The 21,046-nt window shown below is 55.7% G+C and carries 16 protein-coding genes; 4 read left to right on the top strand and 12 right to left on the bottom strand.

What is annotated here, in order from left to right:
• The 8 genes from RDQ42_RS08160 to miaB all read right to left on the bottom strand — a co-directional run bounded on the left by RDQ42_RS08160 (position 1) and on the right by miaB (position 9,981).
• Positions 1-438, bottom strand: coding sequence for a cell division protein SepF (locus tag RDQ42_RS08160; RefSeq protein WP_054332506.1), 438 nt, complete (start codon positions 436-438; stop codon positions 1-3).
• A gap of 387 nt (positions 439-825) precedes the next feature.
• On the bottom strand, positions 826-2,043 hold the full coding sequence (locus RDQ42_RS08155) for an HlyD family efflux transporter periplasmic adaptor subunit (RefSeq protein ID WP_308588538.1): 1,218 nt from the start codon (positions 2,041-2,043) through the stop codon (positions 826-828).
• A 27-nt stretch (positions 2,044-2,070) separates the two neighbouring features.
• Entirely contained in the window at positions 2,071-2,313 is a 243-nt protein-coding gene (gene hfq, locus RDQ42_RS08150) for an RNA chaperone Hfq (RefSeq protein ID WP_054332509.1), read from the bottom strand.
• Positions 2,314-2,419: 106 nt separating this feature from the next.
• Positions 2,420-3,382 (bottom strand): tRNA (adenosine(37)-N6)-dimethylallyltransferase MiaA, encoded by a 963-nt coding sequence (miaA, locus tag RDQ42_RS08145; protein ID WP_054332510.1) that lies wholly within the window; start codon positions 3,380-3,382, stop codon positions 2,420-2,422.
• A 1-nt stretch (position 3,383) separates the two neighbouring features.
• Positions 3,384-5,387, bottom strand: coding sequence for a DNA mismatch repair endonuclease MutL (mutL, locus tag RDQ42_RS08140; RefSeq protein ID WP_231358372.1), 2,004 nt, complete (start codon positions 5,385-5,387; stop codon positions 3,384-3,386).
• A gap of 18 nt (positions 5,388-5,405) precedes the next feature.
• Positions 5,406-8,021, bottom strand: a complete 2,616-nt coding sequence (gene mutS / locus RDQ42_RS08135; RefSeq protein WP_308588537.1) for a DNA mismatch repair protein MutS — start codon at positions 8,019-8,021, stop codon at positions 5,406-5,408.
• A gap of 98 nt (positions 8,022-8,119) precedes the next feature.
• Positions 8,120-8,527 carry a YlbF family regulator gene (locus RDQ42_RS08130; RefSeq protein ID WP_054332512.1) on the bottom strand — a complete coding sequence of 136 codons (408 nt, stop codon included), beginning with the start codon at positions 8,525-8,527 and terminating at the stop codon, positions 8,120-8,122.
• A 29-nt stretch (positions 8,528-8,556) separates the two neighbouring features.
• On the bottom strand, positions 8,557-9,981 hold the full coding sequence (gene miaB / locus RDQ42_RS08125) for a tRNA (N6-isopentenyl adenosine(37)-C2)-methylthiotransferase MiaB (RefSeq protein ID WP_231358370.1): 1,425 nt from the start codon (positions 9,979-9,981) through the stop codon (positions 8,557-8,559).
• A 403-nt stretch (positions 9,982-10,384) separates the two neighbouring features.
• Between miaB and RDQ42_RS08120 the strand changes: the two genes are divergently transcribed.
• The 4 genes from RDQ42_RS08120 to RDQ42_RS08105 all read left to right on the top strand — a co-directional run bounded on the left by RDQ42_RS08120 (position 10,385) and on the right by RDQ42_RS08105 (position 13,853).
• Positions 10,385-10,837, top strand: coding sequence for an Lrp/AsnC family transcriptional regulator (locus tag RDQ42_RS08120; RefSeq protein ID WP_054332407.1), 453 nt, complete (start codon positions 10,385-10,387; stop codon positions 10,835-10,837).
• A gap of 87 nt (positions 10,838-10,924) precedes the next feature.
• A complete protein-coding gene (locus tag RDQ42_RS08115) occupies positions 10,925-12,082 on the top strand; it encodes an NAD(P) transhydrogenase subunit alpha (RefSeq protein WP_231358369.1) in 1,158 nt (385 codons plus the stop codon).
• A 104-nt stretch (positions 12,083-12,186) separates the two neighbouring features.
• On the top strand, positions 12,187-12,474 hold the full coding sequence (locus RDQ42_RS08110; protein WP_054332409.1) for an NAD(P) transhydrogenase subunit alpha: 288 nt from the start codon (positions 12,187-12,189) through the stop codon (positions 12,472-12,474).
• Positions 12,471-13,853: an NAD(P)(+) transhydrogenase (Re/Si-specific) subunit beta gene (locus tag RDQ42_RS08105; protein ID WP_308588536.1), complete on the top strand. Its 1,383-nt coding sequence runs from the start codon at positions 12,471-12,473 to the stop codon at positions 13,851-13,853. Before RDQ42_RS08110 ends, RDQ42_RS08105 begins: the two co-directional genes overlap by 4 nt.
• Before the next feature lie 124 nt (positions 13,854-13,977).
• Here the strand turns inward: RDQ42_RS08105 and RDQ42_RS08100 are convergent, their stop codons facing one another.
• The 4 genes from RDQ42_RS08100 to uvrB form a co-directional block, all read right to left on the bottom strand.
• Positions 13,978-15,243 (bottom strand): serine dehydratase subunit alpha family protein, encoded by a 1,266-nt coding sequence (locus RDQ42_RS08100; protein WP_231358367.1) that lies wholly within the window; start codon positions 15,241-15,243, stop codon positions 13,978-13,980.
• A 343-nt stretch (positions 15,244-15,586) separates the two neighbouring features.
• Positions 15,587-15,745, bottom strand: a complete 159-nt coding sequence (locus RDQ42_RS08095) for a rubredoxin (protein WP_071427063.1) — start codon at positions 15,743-15,745, stop codon at positions 15,587-15,589.
• Between the two features lie 83 nt (positions 15,746-15,828).
• On the bottom strand, positions 15,829-18,654 hold the full coding sequence (uvrA, locus tag RDQ42_RS08090) for an excinuclease ABC subunit UvrA (RefSeq protein WP_054332412.1): 2,826 nt from the start codon (positions 18,652-18,654) through the stop codon (positions 15,829-15,831).
• Between the two features lie 26 nt (positions 18,655-18,680).
• Positions 18,681-20,648: an excinuclease ABC subunit UvrB gene (uvrB, locus tag RDQ42_RS08085; protein ID WP_308588535.1), complete on the bottom strand. Its 1,968-nt coding sequence runs from the start codon at positions 20,646-20,648 to the stop codon at positions 18,681-18,683.
• Between the last annotated feature and the right edge of the window lie 398 nt (positions 20,649-21,046).

Genomic DNA, 21,046 nt, shown 5'->3' with positions numbered 1-21,046 from the left:
TTAGAAAAACACGCCGCTGCTCTCCAGCTCATCCAACAAATCGCCCACAAAATCCACATTGTAAGGGGTGATGATGTAGGTGCTGTTAGCGACCCGTTTGATCTGGCCTTCGTTGGCGTAGGCGACGCCGCTTAAAAAGTCGATGAGCCGCCGGGAGACCTCTTTGTTGGTGGACTCCAGGTTGAGCACGACGGTGCGCTTGGCGTTCAGATGGTCGGCGATGCCGCTGGCGTCTTCAAAACGCTCCGGCTTGACCAGCACCACCGAAAGCTGGGTTGTAGCCGCAATATTGACAACCTTGTTGCGCTTGGTGGTCTCTGCAGGGGCGGTGTACTCGGGGGCTTTGTTCGGAGTCACAAAATCCATCTCTTCATCATCCTCATAGTAGTCATCCTCAGGGATTCCCACAAAGTTTTTGAATTTATCCACAATACTCATTTTACTTTCTTCCCCTTACATCAATCTTTGTCCAACGTCCGCAGAATGCCGGCCAGGATTCCAGGCCGACAGCAGCGGCCCCATCTTTATACCCACACTCCCTTGGACAAAAAATCCATACAGATATTATCTAATTTTTTTGTCTTTATGTCAATAAACAGTTGTGCCATCTTGCAAAAATAACTGCGAATTTCCGTATTTTTATCGGATTTGGGTAGAATTTCCATCCTTCTATCCGCCCATCTACCGTTATCCCTGGCCAATTGCGGAGGGATATAGGCGGTATCCAGCACCGCGGCGCCGGGGATCTTTTTGTCCCTTTGCGGGAGGGGCGCCCCCAGAGGAATGGCCTCTCCCCGCGGCGCTGTTCTGACGCGGGGAGCGCCCTTATTTGATTCCTTTTCCGTCGTATAGTTCGGTCCCCTCCACGATGACTTCATCGAAAAGCTTCAGGCCGTTTTCGCTGTCGACGGACACCCCGCACAGGATGAATCCCTCTTCTTCATAGATGGGGGTGATGGTTTTAAACCGAATCTCGTGGCCCTGCTTCACATAGACGCCCTCTTTCCCGTCGAGGAAACGGCGGGCATCGCTGCTGATCCGAAGGCCGGTGTAGGATTGGAAGTGGATCTCCACTTCCACGGTACGAAGGCTGGTCAGCTCGGGGAGGACATAACTGCATTGGATTAGCAGGACGGCATCCTGTCCATCTTCCCCGCCTAGAATGGCCTTGACTACCCCAGGGATGCCGCTTAATTGGGTCAGGTGGAAATCCATATCCACCTTGGCCCCAATCCGGCACCTGCCCAAATCCTTCGCCTCAATGGGAACGGCCAGATACCAATTGTGGCTGCGGATCACCTTGCCGATCTTGCTGTCATCGGGGGTAAATTCCCGCTCCACCAGTTTCTGGTATTCCTCTACTGGGATGCTCTCCATATTTTCGGAGCTGAGCAGGCCCTCCGCCCCATCCAACGTGTGGACAAAGTAACCGGTCTGAGGGCTGTTGAACTGGGTGAACCCGGAGGAGATGGTGCTCTTTTGATAATCCCGCTCTTTCTCCAGGTAGGCGATCCGCTCGGAGAAGTTGTCCACCTTGCCGGTGACCACCTGCTTCTTGTTGAGAAGGACGGTCAATTCGTTGACGCTGCCATCCAAATCGGTCACCACCCCGGAATCGGAGGCGGTGAGCAGGTTTGTGACGCTGTTGTGGATGCTGCGGTTGATGGCCTCCGCCCCGGAGATGCTGCTCTCACTTAGGGTGCCGGCCTCTTGTAGGAGGGCGATCTCCTCCTCCAGCTCTCGGATTTTTTTCTGTTTTTTTACGTCGGCGCTGTTGGTGTAAATCTCCGCAATAGACATCCCGGCCGAAACCTTGGTGCCGTCCTCATAGATATAGCTGACAATGCCGGCCGGTTTTTCGTCGATGACCTCTTCATCCCGGATCATGATGCCCCGCGCCGTCAGGGTATCGGCCACTGTGTAGCTATAGGCGGTCTCTGTCTCGTACTGGGTAGAAAAGTAACGGTACCCTTGGTATCCCACATAGGTGAGGAGCAGCACCGCCAGGAAAAAGGCGGCCAAACGTTGTGCGAAACTGTTCATTGGTCTCCCCTTGTCATCGGCGGGCGGTTATTCCCCGTCCTGCCCATCGTAGGCATCCAAAATGCTGATGGCCTTGGCGGGCACAATGGTGGAAATCGCGTGTTTGTACACAAGGTTTTGTTTGCCGTCGGCATCCAATATCACGGTGAAGGAATCAAACCCGCGCACTGTCCCTTTAAACTGGAACCCGTTGGTCAAATAGATGGTAACTGGGGTTTTCTCCTTCCTGGCTTGGTTGAGGAATACATCCTGCAAATTCATGCTTTTCATCGCGCAACCTCCTTATGGAAAATCGGGCCCAGCCGCCGAAATTTGGGCAAAAAGGGCCTGTGCTTGTCAGAACTTTGGTGCGGCAACTGCCGGCAAACCGGCAATTTTATTTAGTATAGCATAATATTCCACTTTTTACCAGAGTGTTTTGCGCTTCTTCCAAAACTTCCCTCCAAGAGGGGAAGCGGTCGACGGCGATCCAGTGGATTCGTCCATCCCGCCGGAACCAGGTTAGCTGCCGCTTGGCATACCGTCGGGAACCCAGCTTGATCGCCTCCAGGCAATCCTCCAGAGGTGTTCCCCCAGAGAAGTAGCCCTCCAGCTCCTTGTAGCCGATGGCCTGGCGGGCAGTTCCGGCAAACCGGGAGCGGAACAAATCCTCCGCCTCCTGAAGAAGGCCAGCCTCCACCATCAAATCCACCCGCAGGTTGATTCGATCGTAGAGCTTCTGCCGGTTGTCATAGCAAAGGCCCAGGTAGCAAAGGGCGTAGTTGCCCGGCTTCTGCCGCGATTCCTCCTGGTGCAGGCTCATGGGCTTTCCGGTGAGGCGGTACACCTCGATGGCCCGCAGAATCCGCCCCAGGTTGTTGGGGTGGAGGGCCGCCGCCAGCTCCGGGTCAAAGGATGCCAGTTCCCGCAGCAGGGCTTCCCCACCCTCTTCCCGGGCTCGGGCTTCCAATTCCCGGCGCAGGTCCGGGTCGCTTTTGATCTCATGAAAGTCGATGTTGTCGACGACCGAGGAAAGGTACAGCCCCGTCCCCCCCGCCAGGATGGGCAGCTTGCCCCGGTTGTGCACCTCCCGGATTTTCGCCCGGGCCAGTTCCACATACTGGGCCACGCTGAACGCCTCATCTGGGTCCAAAAAGCCGATGAGGTGGTGGGGGATGCCCTCCATTTCTTCCAAGGTGGGCTGGGCAGTGCCGATGGCCATGCCCCGGTACACCTGCATGGAATCAGCGGAGATGACCTCGCCGTCAAAGGCTTTGGCCAACTCCACCGCCAGTTTGGTTTTGCCGGAAGCGGTGGGTCCGGCGATGGCCAACAGGGGAATTTTTTCTTGCATATCCATATCAAACAATCCTGCCAAACATTTTTTCCAATTCTTTTTGGGTGATCCGCACCGAGATGGGCCGCCCGTGGGGGCAGTACCGCAGGTCATCGTTCTCCCGGATCAGCCGCACCAACTGGGAGAGTTCCAGCGCTCCGTTTTTGTCGTGGGCCTTGATGGCCGATTTGCAGGCGACCGAGTGGTACAGATCCTCGATCAGATCGGGGGTGACCTCCCGGTTGTGGGCGGCGATTTTAGACGCGACCTCCGCCACCACTGCGGGGATGTCCAGCTGATTGAGGAGAAGGGGCGTCTCCCGGATGAGAAGGCAGCCGTCCCCGAAATCTTCGGCGGAGAAGCCCGCTTCCTCAAAGAGGTCTAGCGATTCCACTGCAGCTGCGTATTCCTCCTTGGAGAGGTTGACTGGAATTGGGGAGAGCAACACCTGCCGCTCCATTTCCCGGCCTTGGGACTTGAGCTGGTTGAAGATGTACCGTTCATGAGCGGCGTGTTTGTCCACCAAAATGATGGCGTCAGGGGTCTGGAGCACCAGGTAGGTGCCGAAGACCTCCCCCACCAGCCGGATGTCCTCATAGGGGTCGGTATCCCCGGAATAGAGCAGCGGAGCCGGTTTATTTTCCCCAGCCGGGGGGATTCCTCCCCGACCTGAGAGCGGCGGCTTGTCCGTTTCTATTGATTTTTGTGGAGGAATCTCCATTTGTTTCTGGGCTGCCGCAGTCCCCTTTACCCGGTAGGGGACGAGGACATCATCTGCCACCAACAGGGTTTCTCTTGAGGGGGTGTCCGGTTTTGAGGGGATCACCTTGGACTGAGATCCCGTATTCCAATCCCGTTTTTGCTGAGGTTTTAATTTGGGAGGGGGTGCCCACCCCCTCTGGGGTGGTGGGGCACTAGACGCAGAATGTTCCAGATGGGAAAACCGCTGCTGTTCCCCTGTATGATCAAAGGCCCGCAGGCCGAAGGGGGTGATGGACGTTTTTTTGGCTGGCTGGGGATCGCCCAAAAACCGATCCTTGCTGTACTGGCTCACCGCATCTTTGCAGGCGGCGTAAACCACGTTGTACACCGCCCTCTCGTCGGAGAAGCGAACCTCTGTCTTGGCAGGGTGGACATTGACATCCACTGTGTCCGGCGGGATGACCAGGTTGAGGACACATCCCGGGAACTTGCCCACCATCGTGGAGTTTTTATAGGCTTCCTCTAAGGCAGCGGCACAGGTTTTGGAATGGACGTACCGGCCGTTGACAAAGAAGTGCTGCATGGAGCGGGTGCCCCGGGCGCACTCCGGCTTGGAGATGTACCCTTCTGCCCGGACAAGGCCCCTCCCCTCCCCCAGCGGGATCAAGGAAGAGGAAAATTCCTTCCCATACACCGCGTGGATGGCAGAGAGAAGGTCCCCGTTGCCCGGGGTGGTCAATTTCAGCTCCCCTTCCCGCAGGTAGCGGAAAGAGACCCCGGGGTTGGAGAGGGCCATCCGGTCCACTACGTTGGAGACCCCCATCCCTTCCGTGCTGTCTTTTTTGAGGAATTTCATCCGGGCGGGGGTGTTGTAAAAGACGTCCCGGACCACCAGCGTGGTCCCCACCGGGCAGCCGGCGTCCAATAAATCCTTCTCCACCCCGCCCTCGATGACATAGCGGGTGCCGCAGGTCTCCTCTGCGGTGCGGGTCAAAATCTCCACCCGGCACATGGCGGCCACCGAAGCCAGAGCCTCTCCCCGGAACCCAAAGGTTAGGATGCCATTTAAATCCTCGGCGGTGAGGACCTTGCTGGTGGCATGGCGGAGGAAGGCGTTTTTCACATCCTCCCGGGCGATGCCGCAGCCGTTGTCGGTGATGCGGATGTAGCGGACGCCGCCGCCTTTGATCTCAATGGTGATCTGGTCCGCGCCGGCGTCAATGGCGTTTTCCACCAATTCTTTGACGATGGATGCCGGCCGCTCCACCACTTCACCGGCGGCGATCAATTCCGCCACTTCTTGCTGTAAAAGATGAATTTTTGCCAAGGCGTCGGCCTCCTTTCCCTATTGCACCAGGGCTTTTAACTGGTACAGCTTGTTGAGCGCCTCAATGGGCGACATGGTGTTTAAATCGGTCTGTTTCAAAAGCTCTTCCACCGGTGAGATCTTCGCCCCGGGGAGCATCACCTGCTGGTCTTCCAGAGGGGCTTCCCGCCGCTTCTTTCCCCGGACTTTCGGCGCGGGAGCGGCCTTGCCGGCTTCCAGCTCCTCCAGGATCTCATGGGCCCGCTTGATGATCCACTCTGGGATACCCGCCAGCTTGGAGACTTCAATGCCGTAGCTGTCGTCCGCCCCGCCCCGGATGATCTTGCGCAGGAAGGTGATGTCGTCCCCCCGCTTTTTCACCGCGATGTTGTAGTTTTTTACGCAGGGGATGAGGGACTCCAGGTCGGTGAGCTCGTGGTAATGGGTGGCAAACAACGTTTTGGCTCCCAGCTTTTTGGGGTCAGCGATGTATTCGATCACCGCCCGGGCGATGCTCATCCCGTCAAAGGTAGAAGTGCCGCGGCCGATTTCGTCCAGGATGAGCAGGCTGCGGCTGGTGGCCCCTTTGAGGATCTGGGCGACCTCGTTCATCTCCACCATAAAGGTGGATTGGCCGGAAGCCAGGTCATCCGACGCCCCCACCCGGGTGTAGATGCCATCCACTACCCCGATCTCCGCCTGGGCCGCCGGGACAAAGCTGCCGATCTGGGCCAAGAGGACAATGAGGGCGGTTTGGCGCATATAGGTGGACTTGCCCGCCATGTTTGGGCCGGTGATGATGGCGATGCGGTTCTCCGCCAAATCCAGCTGGGTGTCGTTGGAGACAAAGGGCTGGTCGGTGAGGATGGATTCCACCACCGGGTGCCGGCCGTCGGTGATGGCGATGCGGCCGGAGAGATTGACCCGCGGCCGGGTATAGCTGTTCTGCTGGGCCACAAAGGCCAAGGAGGCAAAGACATCCAGCCGGGCCACTGCGTTGGCAGTGGTTTGGATCCGGTGGAGCTGGGAGGCCACGGTGGAGCGGACGTCCTCAAAAATTTTGGCCTCCAGGGACAGCATGGATTCGTTGGCCGAGAGGATCTGGTCCTCCAGGTCTTTGAGCTCCTGGGTGATATAGCGCTCACAGTTGGCCAGGGTCTGCTTGCGGATATAGGTTTCCGGTACCAGGGACAAATAGGATTTTGTCACCTCTATGTAGTAGCCAAACACCTTGTTGTAGCTGATTTTCAGGTTTTTGATGCCGGTTTTCTCCCGCTCCTGGGTCTCGATGGCGGCTAGGTACTCTTTGCTGTGGGTCACAAGGCCCCGCAGGTGGTCCAGGTCCTCCTGGTAGCCGTCTTTGATCACCCAGCCGTCTTTTAAGGTGATGGGCGGCTCGTCGAAGATGGCCCGGGAGATCAGGTCACAGATATCCTCTAAGGGGTCGATATCCCGGTATATCTCCTGAAGGTACCGGGAATTTACCCCGCAAAGACGCTCTTTGAGGGCCGGAAGCCTGCGGGTCGTCATCTCCAGGGATTTCAGCTCCCGGGGCGTGGCGTTTCCAAAGACAATTTTGGTCATCAGCCGTTCCAGGTCGTAGATGCCGGAGAGCTGGTCTATGACATCGTCCCGCAGGATGGGGTTTTCAAACAGTTCCTCCACCGCGTTGAGCCGTTTGTCGATGTGGGCGGGGTTGACCAGCGGCTGTTCCAAGTACTGGCGCAGCAGACGCTTGCCCATGGCGGTTTTGGTTTTATCAATCACCCAAAGAAGAGAACCCCTCTTTTCTTTGGAGCGCATTGTCTCGGTTAATTCCAGGTTGCGGCGGGCGGTAATGTCCAGCCGCATATACTGGGTTTCGCTGTACAAATCGATAGTGGAAAGCCGTTCCACCCCGGTTTTTTGGGTGTCGTAGAGATAGGAGAGCAGCCCCCCGGCGGCGCAGACCGCGAGTGGTTTTTCTTCCAAGGAGAGGTTTTGCAGCGTCTCTTCCCCAAAGTGGGAGAGGACGCGGGCCTTGGCTTCCTCCACGGCATAGGCGCTGTCGTCCAGGCATTCGGCACAGCAGCTGAGCCGCTCTTTGATAAAGGAAGCAATGTGGTTTTTGCTTAAAAAAGCGGTGTTGAAGACAATCTCGCTGGGGGCGAACCGGGAGATCTCGTTTTTAATGGTTTCATCCTGGGGATCTTCAAACTGGGTGAGGTGGATTTCCCCGGTGGAGATGTCCGCCACGGCCACGCCGTAGCACTCCCCTTCCAGGTAGATGGAGGCGATGAAGTTGTTGACCCCTTCCTCCAACATGTTGGTCTCAATGAGGGTGCCCGGGGTGATGACCCGGATGACATCCCGCTTGACCAGGCCCTTGGCCGATTTGGGGTCCTCCATCTGTTCACAGATGGCGACCTTGTACCCTTTTTTGATCAGCCGGGCGATGTAGGCGTCGCAGCTGTGGTAGGGCACCCCACACATGGGGGCGCGCTCCGGGAGTCCGCAATCCCGTCCGGTCAGCGTCAGCTCCAATTCCTTGGAAACCAGCAGGGCATCGTCAAAGAACATCTCATAAAAATCCCCCAGGCGGAAGAAGAGGATGTGGTCTTTGTGCTGCTCTTTGACCTGCATATACTGCTGCATCATGGGCGATAATTCTGTCACTTGCGTTTCCTCCCCAATTAGGGCCACAGTGCGCCCCCACCCCGTGAGGTGAAGGCACACTGTGACAAAAATTTTTGTTCGGATGTGTAGTCAAAAGATTAGTGGCAACCCTGGCAGGATGCGCAGTTGCCGCCGCAGCCCATCTCCATCGGCTCGATGGTGTCGGGATCTTCGCCGTTGACGCTGCCGATGATGATCTGGTTGACAAAAGTCAGGGCCTCATCCATCTCCTGTTTGGCGGCGTTGTACTCCACCATCAAAGGGGTGGACATGATATCCTGGTACAGCTGTTTGAACTCGGAATCCAGCTGCATCATCCGATCGCCGTTTTTCTCGGTCTTCTGCACTTCCTGGTTGATCTCAATCCGCTTCATGTTGAAGGCGTTGATCATCTCCTGAAGCTTTTCATCGGCGTCGTTGACCTCGGTGGCTTTTTTCAGCCGCAGATATCTCTCATCCTGCTGCAGGGTTTTGCCGAGGAGTCTTGCGCATTCGATAATGTCCATGTTTGTTTCCTCCATAAAGGTTCATTATTTTATATTAATTCCCCAAGGACCAGCCAGTTGCGCGCCTTGGTCACTCGGACCTGGACAAACTGGCCGATGATTTCCTTTGGGGCCTTAAAATCGACGATGACGTTGGATTCAGTCCGGCCGGTCAGATACCCTTCCCCGGTCTTGCCGACTCCATCCACCAGCACCCGGTAGACGCCTCCCACCATGGCCTCATGCTCCTCCAGCCCGATTTTTTCCTGGAGGTCAAGGAGCTCCTGGAACCAGCGCCCCTTCTCCTCCCCTGAAACGGGGTCTGGCATCTGGGCGGCGCGGGTTCCACTGCGGCGGCTGTATATAAAGGTATAGAGGGCGCTGTAGCGCATTTTGCGGACCAGTTCCAGGGTGTCCTGGAACTCTTCATAGCTTTCCCCAGGGAAGCCCACAATAATATCGCTGGTGAAGGTGACATCCGGCATTTTCTGATGGGCATAAGCGGCCAGCTCCAGATATTCCTCCACGGTGTAGTGGCGGTTCATCTCTCTCAGCACTCGGTTGTTGCCGCACTGCACCGGCAGGTGGATGTGGTTGCAGACCTTTTTACAGGCGGCGATTGCGTCGATCAGCTCGTGGGTGCAGTCCTTGGGATGGCTGGTCATAAACCGGATGCGGAAATCGCCGGGGATGGCGTTGACCTGATGCAAAAGCCCGGCGAAATTGATCTGCTCCTCCAGGCCCTTGCCGTAGGAATTGACATTCTGTCCCAAAAGGGTGATCTCCTTGTACCCAGCTGCCACCAGTTCAGTGGCTTCCCTGATAATCTCCTTGCTGGGGCGGCTTTTCTCCCGGCCCCGCACATAGGGGACGATGCAGTAGGAGCAAAAGTTATCGCACCCATTCATAATGGGAAGCCAGGCTTTCAGGTCATTGTCCCGCAGAACAGGCAGCCCCTCGGCCATAGGGGCGCTTTCCTCACTGAGGTTAAACACCCGCTTGCCCTCGCTAAGGCAGGTGTACAGCAGCTCGGGGAACATATGGGCTACATGGGTGCCAAAGACCAAATCCACATAGGGGTAACTTTTTTTCACCTTCTCCGCCATATGGGGCTGCTGCATCATGCACCCACACAGGGCGATGATCAGTTCCGGATTGGCGGCTTTGTAGGCTTTGAGGGCGCCCACGTTGCCCAGGACCCGGTCCTCAGCGTTTTCCCGCACCGCACAGGTGTTGAAAAGGACAAGGCGGGCCTCTTCTGGGCGGTCGGTGAAGCCATAGCCCATCCGGGCAAGCATCCCCTTTAGTTTTTCGGTGTCGCTGGAGTTCTGCTGGCAGCCAAAGGAGTGGACCAGGGCCAGCGGCGGGGTATCACAGCGCTGGGATAAAAAGGAACAAACCCGGTCCATATACCGCTCCTGCCGGGCGGGGTCCGCGTCAAAAAAGTCATATTGGGTCAATGTGTTTGCAGCCATGGGGAATCCTCTCAAATCTTGCAGTATTAACTCATATATTATACTATCCGCAAAGAGGATAGTCAAATAAAAACCCCATCGTCCAATCCCATTCCCCGCCCTAAAATCCGACTGTCTTTGTGGAAAAGAAAAAATATCTTTTTTTCGGCCTTCTATTTTAGATTTTTTGGAAAAGCCGGCTTTTTCTTTGAAAAATCCAGTTGGGATAGTAATAATGCCTAAAAATATTTGGAATTTCTTGATTCAGATTGTTAATCACCAAACAAGAGGGCTTGAAAAACAAAGATATTTCTGTTTTGACTAGTATTTTTCAAAAATGTTTTTGAATTCTGGTAATTATATTTACTTTTTTCCAGATTGGGGGTATGATGAAAGTAAATCAAGATGGAAGGCGGACAGATAGATGGACCGGATTGACATTCGCATCCTAAACTGCCTGAAGAAAAATTCCCGGGAAAACGCCTCGGTCATTGGCGAAAAGGTCAATATGTCAGTTTCGGCGGTGATTGAACGGATCCGGAAGCTGGAAAATGCCGGCATCATCCGGCAGTACACAGTGGTGCTGGACCCCAAGCAAATTGGGAAGGATCTTTCCGCCCTGATCTCGGTGGGGATCGAGCATCCCCAGTACAACGACGGGTTTACCGAGTTTGTCAAAAGCTATCCTGAAATTGTGGAGTGCCACTACGTCACCGGCGATTTTGACTTTATTGTAAAGGTCCTCACCGATTCCACAGGCTCCTTGGAGAGGATTTTGAATGAGATCAAAAGCGTGCCCGGCGTGTCAGTCACCAAAACGTTGGTGATCCTCTCCACTGTTAAAAATGACTTTTCCGCCGGTTTGGAAGAAAACTGAAGCTGCACCTATGAGGACGGTTGTATGGGGTGATCTTTTCTCCCAGCTGCCCCTCTCATAAATAAAGGTTTATAAGGAGGAACTGTTATGATCATCGGTATTCCAAAGGAAATTATGCATGGTGAAGGCCGCGTTTCCGCAACCCCTGAGACGGTGAAAAAACTGGTGGCCGACGGGGCGACCGTCCTGTTTGAAAAAGGCGCCGGCGTAGAATCCTACTTCCCCGATGCACTGTATGCAGAAGCGGGCGCCACCCTGGTGGATGACGTTGCGGAAGTCTTTGCGAAATCCGACGTCATTTTGAAGGTAAAAGAGCCTCTGTTTAACGAAGCAAAGGGCCTCCACGAAGTGGATATGATGCATGAAGGCCAGTACCTGATCACCTTCATCCACCCCGCTTCCCCCGTCAACCATGAAATGGTCAAGAAAATGGCCGCCAAAAAGGTCATCGCCCTGACTTTGGACGGTGTCCCCCGTATTTCCAGAGCACAGAGCATGGACGCGCTGACCTCCATGAGCACCTGCGCTGGATATAAAGGCATGATCATGGCCACCGATGCCCTGCCCAAATTCGTTCCCCAGATCTTCTGCGCTGTCGGCATGATTAAGCCCGCCAACGTGCTGGTCCTCGGCACCGGTGTCGCCGGCCTCCAGGCCGTGGCAACCGCCAAGCGTTTGGGCGCCGTCGTCCACGCCGCTGATATCCGCCCCGACGCCTGCGAGCAGGCCAAGAGCTTGGGAGCCAAAGTTATCGACCTGGGCGTTCCTCCAGAAATCGCCATCGGCCAAGGCGGTTACGCCAACAAGCTTCCCGATGAGTGGCTGGAAAAAGAGCGCGCCATCCTGGCCGAGGCCATTAAGGATATGGACATTGTCTTCCTTTCCGCTCTGATCCCCGGCAAAATCGCTCCCATCCTGATCACAGAGGAGATGGTCAAGACCATGAAGCCTGGCTCGGTCATCGTAGACATTGCCATCGACCAAGGCGGCGACTGCGAGATCACCCCTCCCGGCTCCATCGAAGTGAAACACGGCGTCACCCTCCAGGGCATTAAGAATATCCCCGGTATGCTGCCCACCAGCTCCACCTGGATGTTCGCCAACAATATCTATAACCTGGTGAAATACCTGACCAAAGACGGCAAAATCGTGCTGGATACCAGCGATGAAATCGTCTCCTCCATCCTGGTTTGCCGGGATGGCGAGATCGTTCACGTCGGCGCCAAAGAGGCCATGGGCCTGTAAATCTACATACCATTCAATCGTCTTTGATAGGAGGGGCGGTAATCCGCGGGAAGCAGATTACCGCCCTTTTTCCTAGAAGCTCGATAGAATTAGGAGGTACTTTCATGAATCCCATTTTACTCGTTGTGATTTTTATCGTCGCCACTTTGGTAGGCTATAAAATCATCAGCAATGTGCCCAGCCTGCTCCACACCCCGTTGATGAGCGGCATGAATGCCCTCTCCGGAATCACCGTTCTGGGGGCGCTGACCGCTGCGGCCGCAGCGGCCTCCACCGGGAGCCGCATTTTGGGCGCTTTGGCAATCATCCTCGCTATGGTAAACGTGGCCGGCGGCTTCGGAGTCACCCACCGGATGCTGAAAATGTTCCGCACAAAGGAGGAGACGAGATGACATCCACCGTATACTACATGATCTGCGCGGTGCTGACCCTAGGCGTCCTTGTAGGAATTGCCATGATGAGCAAAGTCCCCACTGCGGTCAAGGGCAACCTGCTCAGCGCAGGCTGTACCCTGGCAGCCGTCCTGGTCACTTTGTATCGGTATGATATCCTATCCGATTGGCTTCTTTGGGGCAGTATGGCGGTCGGCCTGGTCATCGGCCTTGTTTGGACCGTCAAAATTAAGATGATCGAAATGCCCCAGTTGGTCGCCTTCTTCAACGGTCTAGGCGGTGCAGCTTCTATGCTGGTGGCCCTGCTTTCTCTTCTAGAGGCTCCCCAGCTGGATCTATTCTCCCGAGTCACTGCGTCTTTGGCTATGGTGATCGGCTCCATTACCTTCACCGGGAGCATGATCGCCGCGGGCAAGCTTCACAAGATCCTCTCTCAGAAATCCATTGTATGGCCCGCCCACCAGGCGATCACGACCATCTCTTTGGTTGCTTCCGCTGTCTGTGTCGGAGCTGCGGCAGTAGAGGGCCTCTCCCCTCTCCTGTTGATTGTGGTGCCCCTCGCCATCAGCGGCTTCTTTGGCATCGCATTTGCCATCCGCATCGGCGGTGCTGACATGCCCATCACCATCTCCCTGCTCAACTCCTTGAGCGGCGTAGCTGGTTCCATCGCCGGTATGGCCATCGGCGACCCGCTCCTGGTCGCTATCGGCGGCGTGGTGGGAGCATCCGGCCTGCTGCTGACCCAGATTATGTGCCGGGCGATGAACCGCTCGCTGGGGGACATCCTCTTGGGCAAGACTTCTGCCCCCGCCAAACCCAAGGCCGCTGTTCCCGCTCCACAAGAGAAGGAGCCGGAACCAGTTGTTGCGGAAGAACTCTCCCCCGCCGAGATCCTGCGGGAGGCCAAGAAGGTCATCATCGTCCCCGGATACGGCATGGCCCTGGCCCAGGCACAGCACCTGGTCAAACAGCTCTCCGATAAGCTGGAAGCCAACGGGACCCAAGTCCTCTACGCCATCCACCCCGTCGCTGGACGGATGCCCGGCCATATGAATGTCCTCCTCTGCGAGGCGGACGTCCCTTATGAGAAGCTCCACGAGATGGAGGAGGTCAACCCCGAGTTTGACTCCTGTGACGCCGCCATCATCATCGGGGCCAACGACGTGGTCAACCCCGCCGCCCGGGACGCAGAGGGTACCCCCATCTACGGCATGCCGGTGCTCAATGTAGATCACGCCAAGCACATCATCATCTGCAACTACGATCTAAAGCCCGGTTACGCTGGCGTCGACAACCCCCTCTACTCCCGCAAAGAAGGCGTATCCCTCCTTCTTGGGGATGCAGCAGAAACCCTCAGCCAGCTCCTTCAATCTATCTAGTCCCTCCTTCCCCCATATAGAGAACGCCCCCCCAATAGAGGGGGCGTTCTTCTTATTCCCGAATAGAAAAGAGGACGTGATACATCCCACGTCCTCTTTTCCGGTTATGTACAGGAAGTTGGTGTTATTTGCTTCTCTTTGCCAACATGACATCCACCATCGCTTTGGTGGCGGGTTTCATACCCACATTGGCAACATAAGCCAGGTTTTCGAACATTTTGGGGAAGGTGTCGCCCACGATGCCGTCAGCGGGGCTGGTGCACAGGCCTTCCATGGCCATCAATGCGGACAGTACAGAGATATTTGCAGCGATCAGCAGCTTGGTGGCACAGCCTTCCTTGGCTCCGTCACAGAGCATACCGGAAACACTTCCCAGGATGTTGCGCATAGCGCCCATCATTTGGTCTTCGCTGCCGCCCAACATGTAAACAATGGCAACCGAAGCACCCAAGCCGGCGGCAATACCGCAGGAGCAGATGGGAGAAAGAACACCGATGTAGGATTTGACATAGATGTTGACCATATGACCCAGGGCAACGGCGCGCAGGGTGGTCTCACGGTCGATATTCTTTTCCATGGCAAATTTGGCGATGGTCAGATACAAAGTGATGCCCTGGTTGCCGCTGCCGGACGCAGTCATAACCGGGACGACGCCACCGGACATTCTGGCATAAGCAGCACAGGTAGCGGTCTTCTGCGTTTCAGCAACAGCAGAGGAGTCCATCATGCCGTCCGCAGTCAGTTTGGAAAGGACTTTGCCCATCAGCATCTGCTTGCCAACCTCGGAAGCAGCCAGGTTGGTGTCAATACCCGTCTGGAGAGGCTCAATGTCAGCCAGGGGAACATTGTTGGCAAACTCGATGAAGTCCGCCAGTGTATAGTTCTGGATAGAAGTATCCACAGCGGCATTGGCCAGTTCCAGCTCCTTGAAGGGAGCGTGAGAGATGTCGATGATGCGGTCATGAGCGCCAAAGGTAGTGACCCGGACGGAATCACAGTCGGTGACCAAGGTAGTCTCGATGAACAGGCTGGTACACTCTTCGTTGAAGGTGATCTCAATCATGGGCAGCAGGACTTTTGCCTTCTCATAGTCGGCCTCAGTCAAGGTGCTGAGCAGGTCCATCCCCTTGTCGGGATCGCCGGCGACGATGCCCACAGCCACACTCACATCAACGCCCCGCTTGGAGATGCCGGGGATGCCAACGGTCATAGCATTACGGAACAGGCCCATATCCATCTTTACATGGATTTCTTTCAGTTCGCCTTTGACATTTTTGCGGGCAGTTGCCGCGTTCAGGGCAATGGCAACAGGCTCGGTGCAGCCGGTCGCTATTTTCATAGAGGACATGATTTTGTCCAGGAAATATGCTCTCTTCTCAAGTTCTGTCATAATGACGCTCCTTCACTCCAAATTAGATGATAGCCTCTTGCCACTATTATAGCACATTTTTTCATCTGTGCATATTTTTTTATGCTGAAAGAATTTTTTATTACAATATGCATCTCTTTTCGACATCCTTTGGTGCAGAATCACGAAAAAAAGAGAAGTCCCTGCAAATTTGAAGGGACTTTTTTATACCTTTTCACGAAAAAAGGAGCAAATTTAGATATTTTAACCGAATTCCATCGAAGCAATTGGAAGAAATTTCAAGCACAAATTCTTTCTCAAAATGGCGTTTTATTGCCTGATAAGGCAAAAGGGGACGGAATCACTCCGTCCCCTTTGTTCCCTATTACTGCTCTTCAAACATGTCTTTGCCAACGCCGCACAGGGGGCACAAGAAATCCTCCGGGACATCTGCCCACAGGGTACCTGCTGCAATGCCGTTATCGGGATCGCCCTGCTCTTCGCTGTACACATAGCCGCAAACGGTGCAGATATAGCTTTTCATTGGATACCGCTCCTTTACTCATATTTATTTCCTCTAGTATACCATACAAGTATATTACAGTAAAGAGGAATTTTTCCACTTTCCTATCTTTTCAAAATCTTTTTCAAATATGCGCCGGTGTAGGACTTCTCACAGGCGGCAATTTCCTCAGGTGTGCCGGTGGCTACTACCTCCCCGCCTTTGTCTCCCCCTTCTGGGCCAAGGTCGACGATATAATCGGCCACCTTGATGACATCCAAATTGTGCTCAATCAAGATCACCGAGTTGCCAGCCTCCACAAAGGCTTGCAGCACTTCGGTCAACTTGTGGACGTCAGCGGTATGCAGGCCGGTGGTGGGCTCGTCTAAGATATAGATGGTCTTTCCGGTGGGCCGCTTGGAGAGCTCCGCCGCCAGCTTGACCCGCTGGGCCTCGCCGCCGGAGAGGGTGGTAGCCGGTTGGCCTACTTTGACGTACCCCAAGCCCACATCATAGAGGGTTTGCAGCTTCCGCCGGATCTTGGGCTGGTTCTCAAAAAAGCGGAGTGCTTCCTCCACTGTCATCTCCAGCACGTCGTAGATGCTTTTGCCCTTGTACTTGATCTCCAAGGTCTCCCGGTTGTACCGGCGGCCCTTGCAGACCTCGCAGGGGACAAAAATATCCGGCAGGAAGTGCATCTCAATTTTGAGGATGCCGTCCCCCTCACAGGCTTCACACCGGCCCCCTTTGACGTTGAAGGAGAACCGCCCTGGCCCATAGCCCCGCATCTTGGCGTCGTTGGTCTGGGCAAAGACGTTGCGGATGTCGGTAAAGACCCCGGTATAGGTGGCTGGGTTGGAACGAGGAGTCCGACCGATGGGGCTTTGGTCGATGTCGATTACCTTGTCCAGGAATTCCAAGCCGCGGATCTCCTGGCAGGCGCCGGGTTTCATCCGGGCGCCGTTAAGCTCCCCGGCCAAGGTCTTGTAGATCACCTCGTTGACCAGAGAGGACTTTCCCGACCCGGAGACGCCGGTCACCGCCACAAAACAGCCCAGGGGGATTTTCACATCCACCCCTTTCAGGTTGTTCTGGGTGGCGCCCACCACCTCCAAAAAGTGGCCGTTGCCCTTGCGCCGCTCCTTGGGGACAGGGATCTGTTTCTCCCCGGAAAGGTACTGGCCGGTCAGGGATTCTTTGCAGGCCATAATGTCCTCCACCGTTCCGGCGCAGACCACCTCTCCCCCGTGGATACCCGCCCCAGGGCCGATGTCCACAATGTAGTCCGCCGCCCGCATGGTGTCCTCGTCGTGCTCCACCACAATCAGGGTGTTGCCCAGATCCCGAAGCCGTTTGAGGGTGGCGATCAGCTTGTCATTGTCCCGCTGGTGCAGGCCGATGGAGGGCTCGTCCAGGATGTAAAGCACCCCCATCAGAGAGGAGCCAATCTGGGTGGCCAGCCGGATGCGCTGGCTCTCACCGCCGGAGAGGGTCCCAGAAGAACGAGCCAAGGTCAGGTATTCCAGGCCCACGCTCTGCAGGAAGCCCAGCCGCTCCTTGATTTCCTTGAGGATTTGGGCGGCGATCATCTCATCCCGGGGGGAGAGCTTCAGGTTGTTCAAAAACTCCAGGGCGGCCACCACCGACATCTTGGTGAACTCACTGATGTTGATTCCCCCGACAGTCACCGCCAGGGATTCCTTTTTCAGCCGGTCGCCGTGGCACTCGGGGCAGACCACCGAGCTCATCCAGGTGGAGAGCTCGTCCCGCATCCACTGGCTGTTGGTCTCCCGGAACCGGCGTTCCAGGTTGTTGACGATCCCCTCAAAGTCGGTGGTGTAGGAGCCCACCATGGTGCCGGTCTCCCGCTTGACCTTGATCTTCTCCCCTTTGTTGCCGTAGAGAAGCAGGTCCACAATCTGCTTAGGCAGGTCTTTTACTGGGGTGTCCAAAGAGAAGCCGTAGTGGTCGGCCAGCCCTTCAAAATACATCTGGGCGATGCCGCCCTCGGAAAAATACCAGCCGCTGGCTTTGATGGCCCCTTCCCGGATGGAAAGGTTTTTATTGGGGATGACCAAATCCGGGTCAATCTTCAGGAAGGTGCCCAAGCCGGTGCATTTTGGGCAGGCACCAAAGGGGTTGTTGAAGGAGAACATCCGGGGGGTGAGCTCCTCAATGCTGATGTCGTGTTCCGGGCAGGCGTAGTTCTGGGAAAAGAGCAGTTCCTTCCCCCCCTGCACATCGATGAGGGCCAGGCCGCCAGTGAGGGCCAGGGCCGTTTCCAAAGAGCCGGTGAGACGGGACTTGATCTCCTCTTTGATCACCAGCCGGTCGATGACAATTTCAATGGTGTGCTTCTTGTTTTTTTCCAGTTTGATCTCCTCGGAGAGATCGTAGAGGTTTCCATCCACCCGCACCCGGACATATCCGGATTTGCGGGCGCTGTCCAGCTCTTTGACGTGCTCCCCTTTTTTGCCGCGGACCACAGGCGCCATCACCTGGATTTTGGTGCCGGGCTCCAGTTCCAGGATTTTATCCACCATCTGGTCCACCGTCTGCTGGGTGATCTCCCGTCCGCAGATGGGGCAATGGGGCACGCCGATCCGAGCGTACAGGAGGCGCAGGTAGTCGTAGATCTCGGTGACGGTGCCCACGGTGGAACGGGGATTTTTGGAGGTGGTCTTCTGGTCGATGGAGATGGCCGGGGACAGCCCTTCAATGGAATCCACGTTGGGTTTCTCCATCTGGCCCAGGAACTGCCTGGCATAGGAGGAGAGGCTTTCCACATACCGGCGCTGGCCGTCAGCATAGATGGTGTCAAAGGCCAGGGAGGATTTGCCTGAACCGGAGAGGCCGGTGAACACCACCAGTTTATCCCGGGGGATTTCCACGTCGATGTCCTTGAGGTTATGCTCCCTGGCTCCCTTTATCACAATTTTATCGATAGCCAAAATTGATTACTCCTTTGTCGTCCTGGTTATTTCTGTTCCCGCAGGGTCTTAATCTTATCCCGCAGGTAAGCGGCGTGCTCGAATTCCAGAAGCTTGGCGGCGTTCTTCATCTCCACCGTCAGTTTCTCGATGAGGGCTTCCCGCTCTTTGTGGCTCAGTTTCTTCTTCCGGGCCTTCTGCTCGGTAGTTTCCTTGCTGGAGATCTCCAGCACCTCGTGGACGTCCTTCAGAATGGTCTGGGGCACGATGCCGTGGGCTTCGTTGTACGCCTGCTGGATGCTGCGGCGGCGGTTGGTCTCCCGGATGGCCCGCTCCATGGAAGGGGTCACCGCGTCGGCGTACATAATCACCTTGCCGTTAGCGTTTCGGGCCGCCCGGCCGATGGTCTGGATCAGCGACGTCTCCGACCGGAGGAAACCCTCCTTATCCGCATCCAGAATGGCGACCAAGGAAACCTCCGGGATGTCCAGGCCCTCCCGCAGAAGGTTGATGCCCACCAGGACGTCAAATTCCCCAAGGCGCAGGTCGCGGATGATCTCCATCCGCTCGATAGTGTCCACCCCGTAATGCATATAACGGATGCGGGCCCCCATGTTTTCCAGGTAATCGGTCAGGTCTTCCGCCATCTTCTTCGTTAAAGTGGTGATGAGCACCCTTTCCTTGCGGGCCACCCGCTCGTTGATCTCCGACAGCAGGTCGTCGATCTGCCCTTCCACCGGCTTGACCTCGATAATCGGGTCCAAAAGGCCGGTGGGCCGGATGACCTGCTCCACGATCTCGGAGGCGTGCTCCCTCTCAAAAGGGCCAGGGGTGGCGCTGACAAAGACGATCTGGTTGAGTTTATCATAGAACTCTTCAAATTTCAAAGGCCGGTTGTCCAGGGCAGAAGGCAGGCGGAACCCATACTCCACCAGACTGGTCTTGCGGGCGCGGTCCCCAGCGTACATGGCGTGAGCCTGGGATAAGGTGACGTGGGATTCATCCACAAAGAAGAGGAAATCTTTGGGGAAGTAATCCAGCAGGGTATATGGCGTGCTGCCCGGCGCCCGGCCGGAGAGCACCCGGGAGTAGTTCTCTATGCCCTTGCAGAAGCCGATCTCCGAGAGCATCTCAATGTCGTAGTTGGTCCGCTCTGCGATGCGCTGGGCCTCGATGAGCTTGCCTTCCTCCCGGAAGCGGGCCACCTGCTCGTCCGCCTCCCGGCGGATTTCCTCCAAAGCAGCTGCCATCTTCTCCGCCGGTACAATGTAGTGGGATGCCGGGTAGATGGCCACGTGGCTGACTACATTCTTCACCTCGCCGGTGAGCACATTGATCTCGCTGATGCGGTCGATCTCATCCCCGAAAAACTCCACCCGGATGGCGGTCTCACTGGAGTTGGCGGGGAACACTTCCACCACATCCCCCCGCACCCGGAATTTATTGCGGATAAAGTTGATGTCGTTGCGCTCGTACTGGAGATCCACCAGTTCCCGCAAAAGGGCGTCCCGATCCTTCTGCATCCCGGGCCGCAGGGAGATCATCATGTTCTGATAGTCTTCCGGGTCGCCCATAGTGTAGATGCAGGAGATGCTGGCCACGATGATTACATCCCGCCGCTCCGACAAAGCCGCTGTAGCCGAGTGGCGCAGTTTTTCAATCTCATCGTTGATGGCGCTGTCCTTCTCAATATAGGTGTCGGTGCTGGCAATGTACGCCTCCGGCTGATAGTAGTCGTAATAGCTCACAAAATATTCCACCGCGTTGTTGGGGAAAAAGCTTTTAAATTCGGAACACAGCTGTGCCGCCAGGGTCTTATTGTGGGCGAGAATCAGGGTCGGCCGGTTGAGCCGGGCGATGACGTTTGCCATGGTGAAGGTCTTACCGGAGCCGGTGACCCCCATCAGGGCGATTTCCCTCTCCCCCCGCTCCAATCCTTTGACAATCCGGTCGATGGCCTCTGGCTGGTCGCCGGTGGGCTGGTACGGCGATACAAGTTCAAAACGATCTGGCATTACAGCTCCTTTCTCCCAACAACTGCTGGGGACAAGTTCCTCCAGTCAACTCCCAAACCGGAATCACTGCAAACAACAAACAAAAAACAAAAGAACTCGAATGAATTCGAACATAGGTTCCTTAGCCTTACTACTATACCACATTGCGGGGATTCATACAACTAGAATGTTGTATTTTTTCACATTTCATTCGGGAAAAACTCCTTCCCCGCCAAAAACCCCAGATTTTTCCCCCTCCGGGCAGGCCGAGCTTTTGCCAGGGTAATTGGCCGCACCGCCTTTGGCCCCAGCGGTTGAAGAATCTCTCTTTAGGGAAGAAAAGTGGATTAAATCCGTATTCTTTCTTATTATACCTCTTTTTTCTAGATTCGCAACATTTTTAGGAATTATTCTTAGAT

Source organism: uncultured Merdimmobilis sp. (assembly GCF_902471145.1).
GTDB lineage: Bacteria > Bacillota > Clostridia > Oscillospirales > Ruminococcaceae > Merdimmobilis > Merdimmobilis hominis.
The sequence above is the reverse complement of the archived record's forward strand: the minus strand, read 5'-3'. Positions and strand labels throughout refer to the sequence as shown.

Excerpts from the sequence above, each read along its gene's own strand:
- RDQ42_RS08160 (WP_054332506.1), bottom strand. The coding sequence starts at position 438 with ATGAGTATTGTGGATAAATTCAAAAACTTTGTGGGAATCCCTGAGGAT.
- RDQ42_RS08155 (WP_308588538.1), bottom strand. The coding sequence starts at position 2,043 with ATGAACAGTTTCGCACAACGTTTGGCCGCCTTTTTCCTGGCGGTGCTG.
- hfq (WP_054332509.1), bottom strand. The coding sequence starts at position 2,313 with ATGAAAAGCATGAATTTGCAGGATGTATTCCTCAACCAAGCCAGGAAG.
- miaA (WP_054332510.1), bottom strand. The coding sequence starts at position 3,382 with ATGGATATGCAAGAAAAAATTCCCCTGTTGGCCATCGCCGGACCCACC.
- RDQ42_RS08130 (WP_054332512.1), bottom strand. The coding sequence starts at position 8,527 with ATGGACATTATCGAATGCGCAAGACTCCTCGGCAAAACCCTGCAGCAG.
- miaB (WP_231358370.1), bottom strand. The coding sequence starts at position 9,981 with ATGGCTGCAAACACATTGACCCAATATGACTTTTTTGACGCGGACCCC.
- RDQ42_RS08120 (WP_054332407.1), top strand. The coding sequence starts at position 10,385 with ATGGACCGGATTGACATTCGCATCCTAAACTGCCTGAAGAAAAATTCC.
- RDQ42_RS08115 (WP_231358369.1), top strand. The coding sequence starts at position 10,925 with ATGATCATCGGTATTCCAAAGGAAATTATGCATGGTGAAGGCCGCGTT.
- RDQ42_RS08110 (WP_054332409.1), top strand. The coding sequence starts at position 12,187 with ATGAATCCCATTTTACTCGTTGTGATTTTTATCGTCGCCACTTTGGTA.
- RDQ42_RS08105 (WP_308588536.1), top strand. The coding sequence starts at position 12,471 with ATGACATCCACCGTATACTACATGATCTGCGCGGTGCTGACCCTAGGC.
- RDQ42_RS08100 (WP_231358367.1), bottom strand. The coding sequence starts at position 15,243 with ATGACAGAACTTGAGAAGAGAGCATATTTCCTGGACAAAATCATGTCC.
- RDQ42_RS08095 (WP_071427063.1), bottom strand. The coding sequence starts at position 15,745 with ATGAAAAGCTATATCTGCACCGTTTGCGGCTATGTGTACAGCGAAGAG.
- uvrB (WP_308588535.1), bottom strand. The coding sequence starts at position 20,648 with ATGCCAGATCGTTTTGAACTTGTATCGCCGTACCAGCCCACCGGCGAC.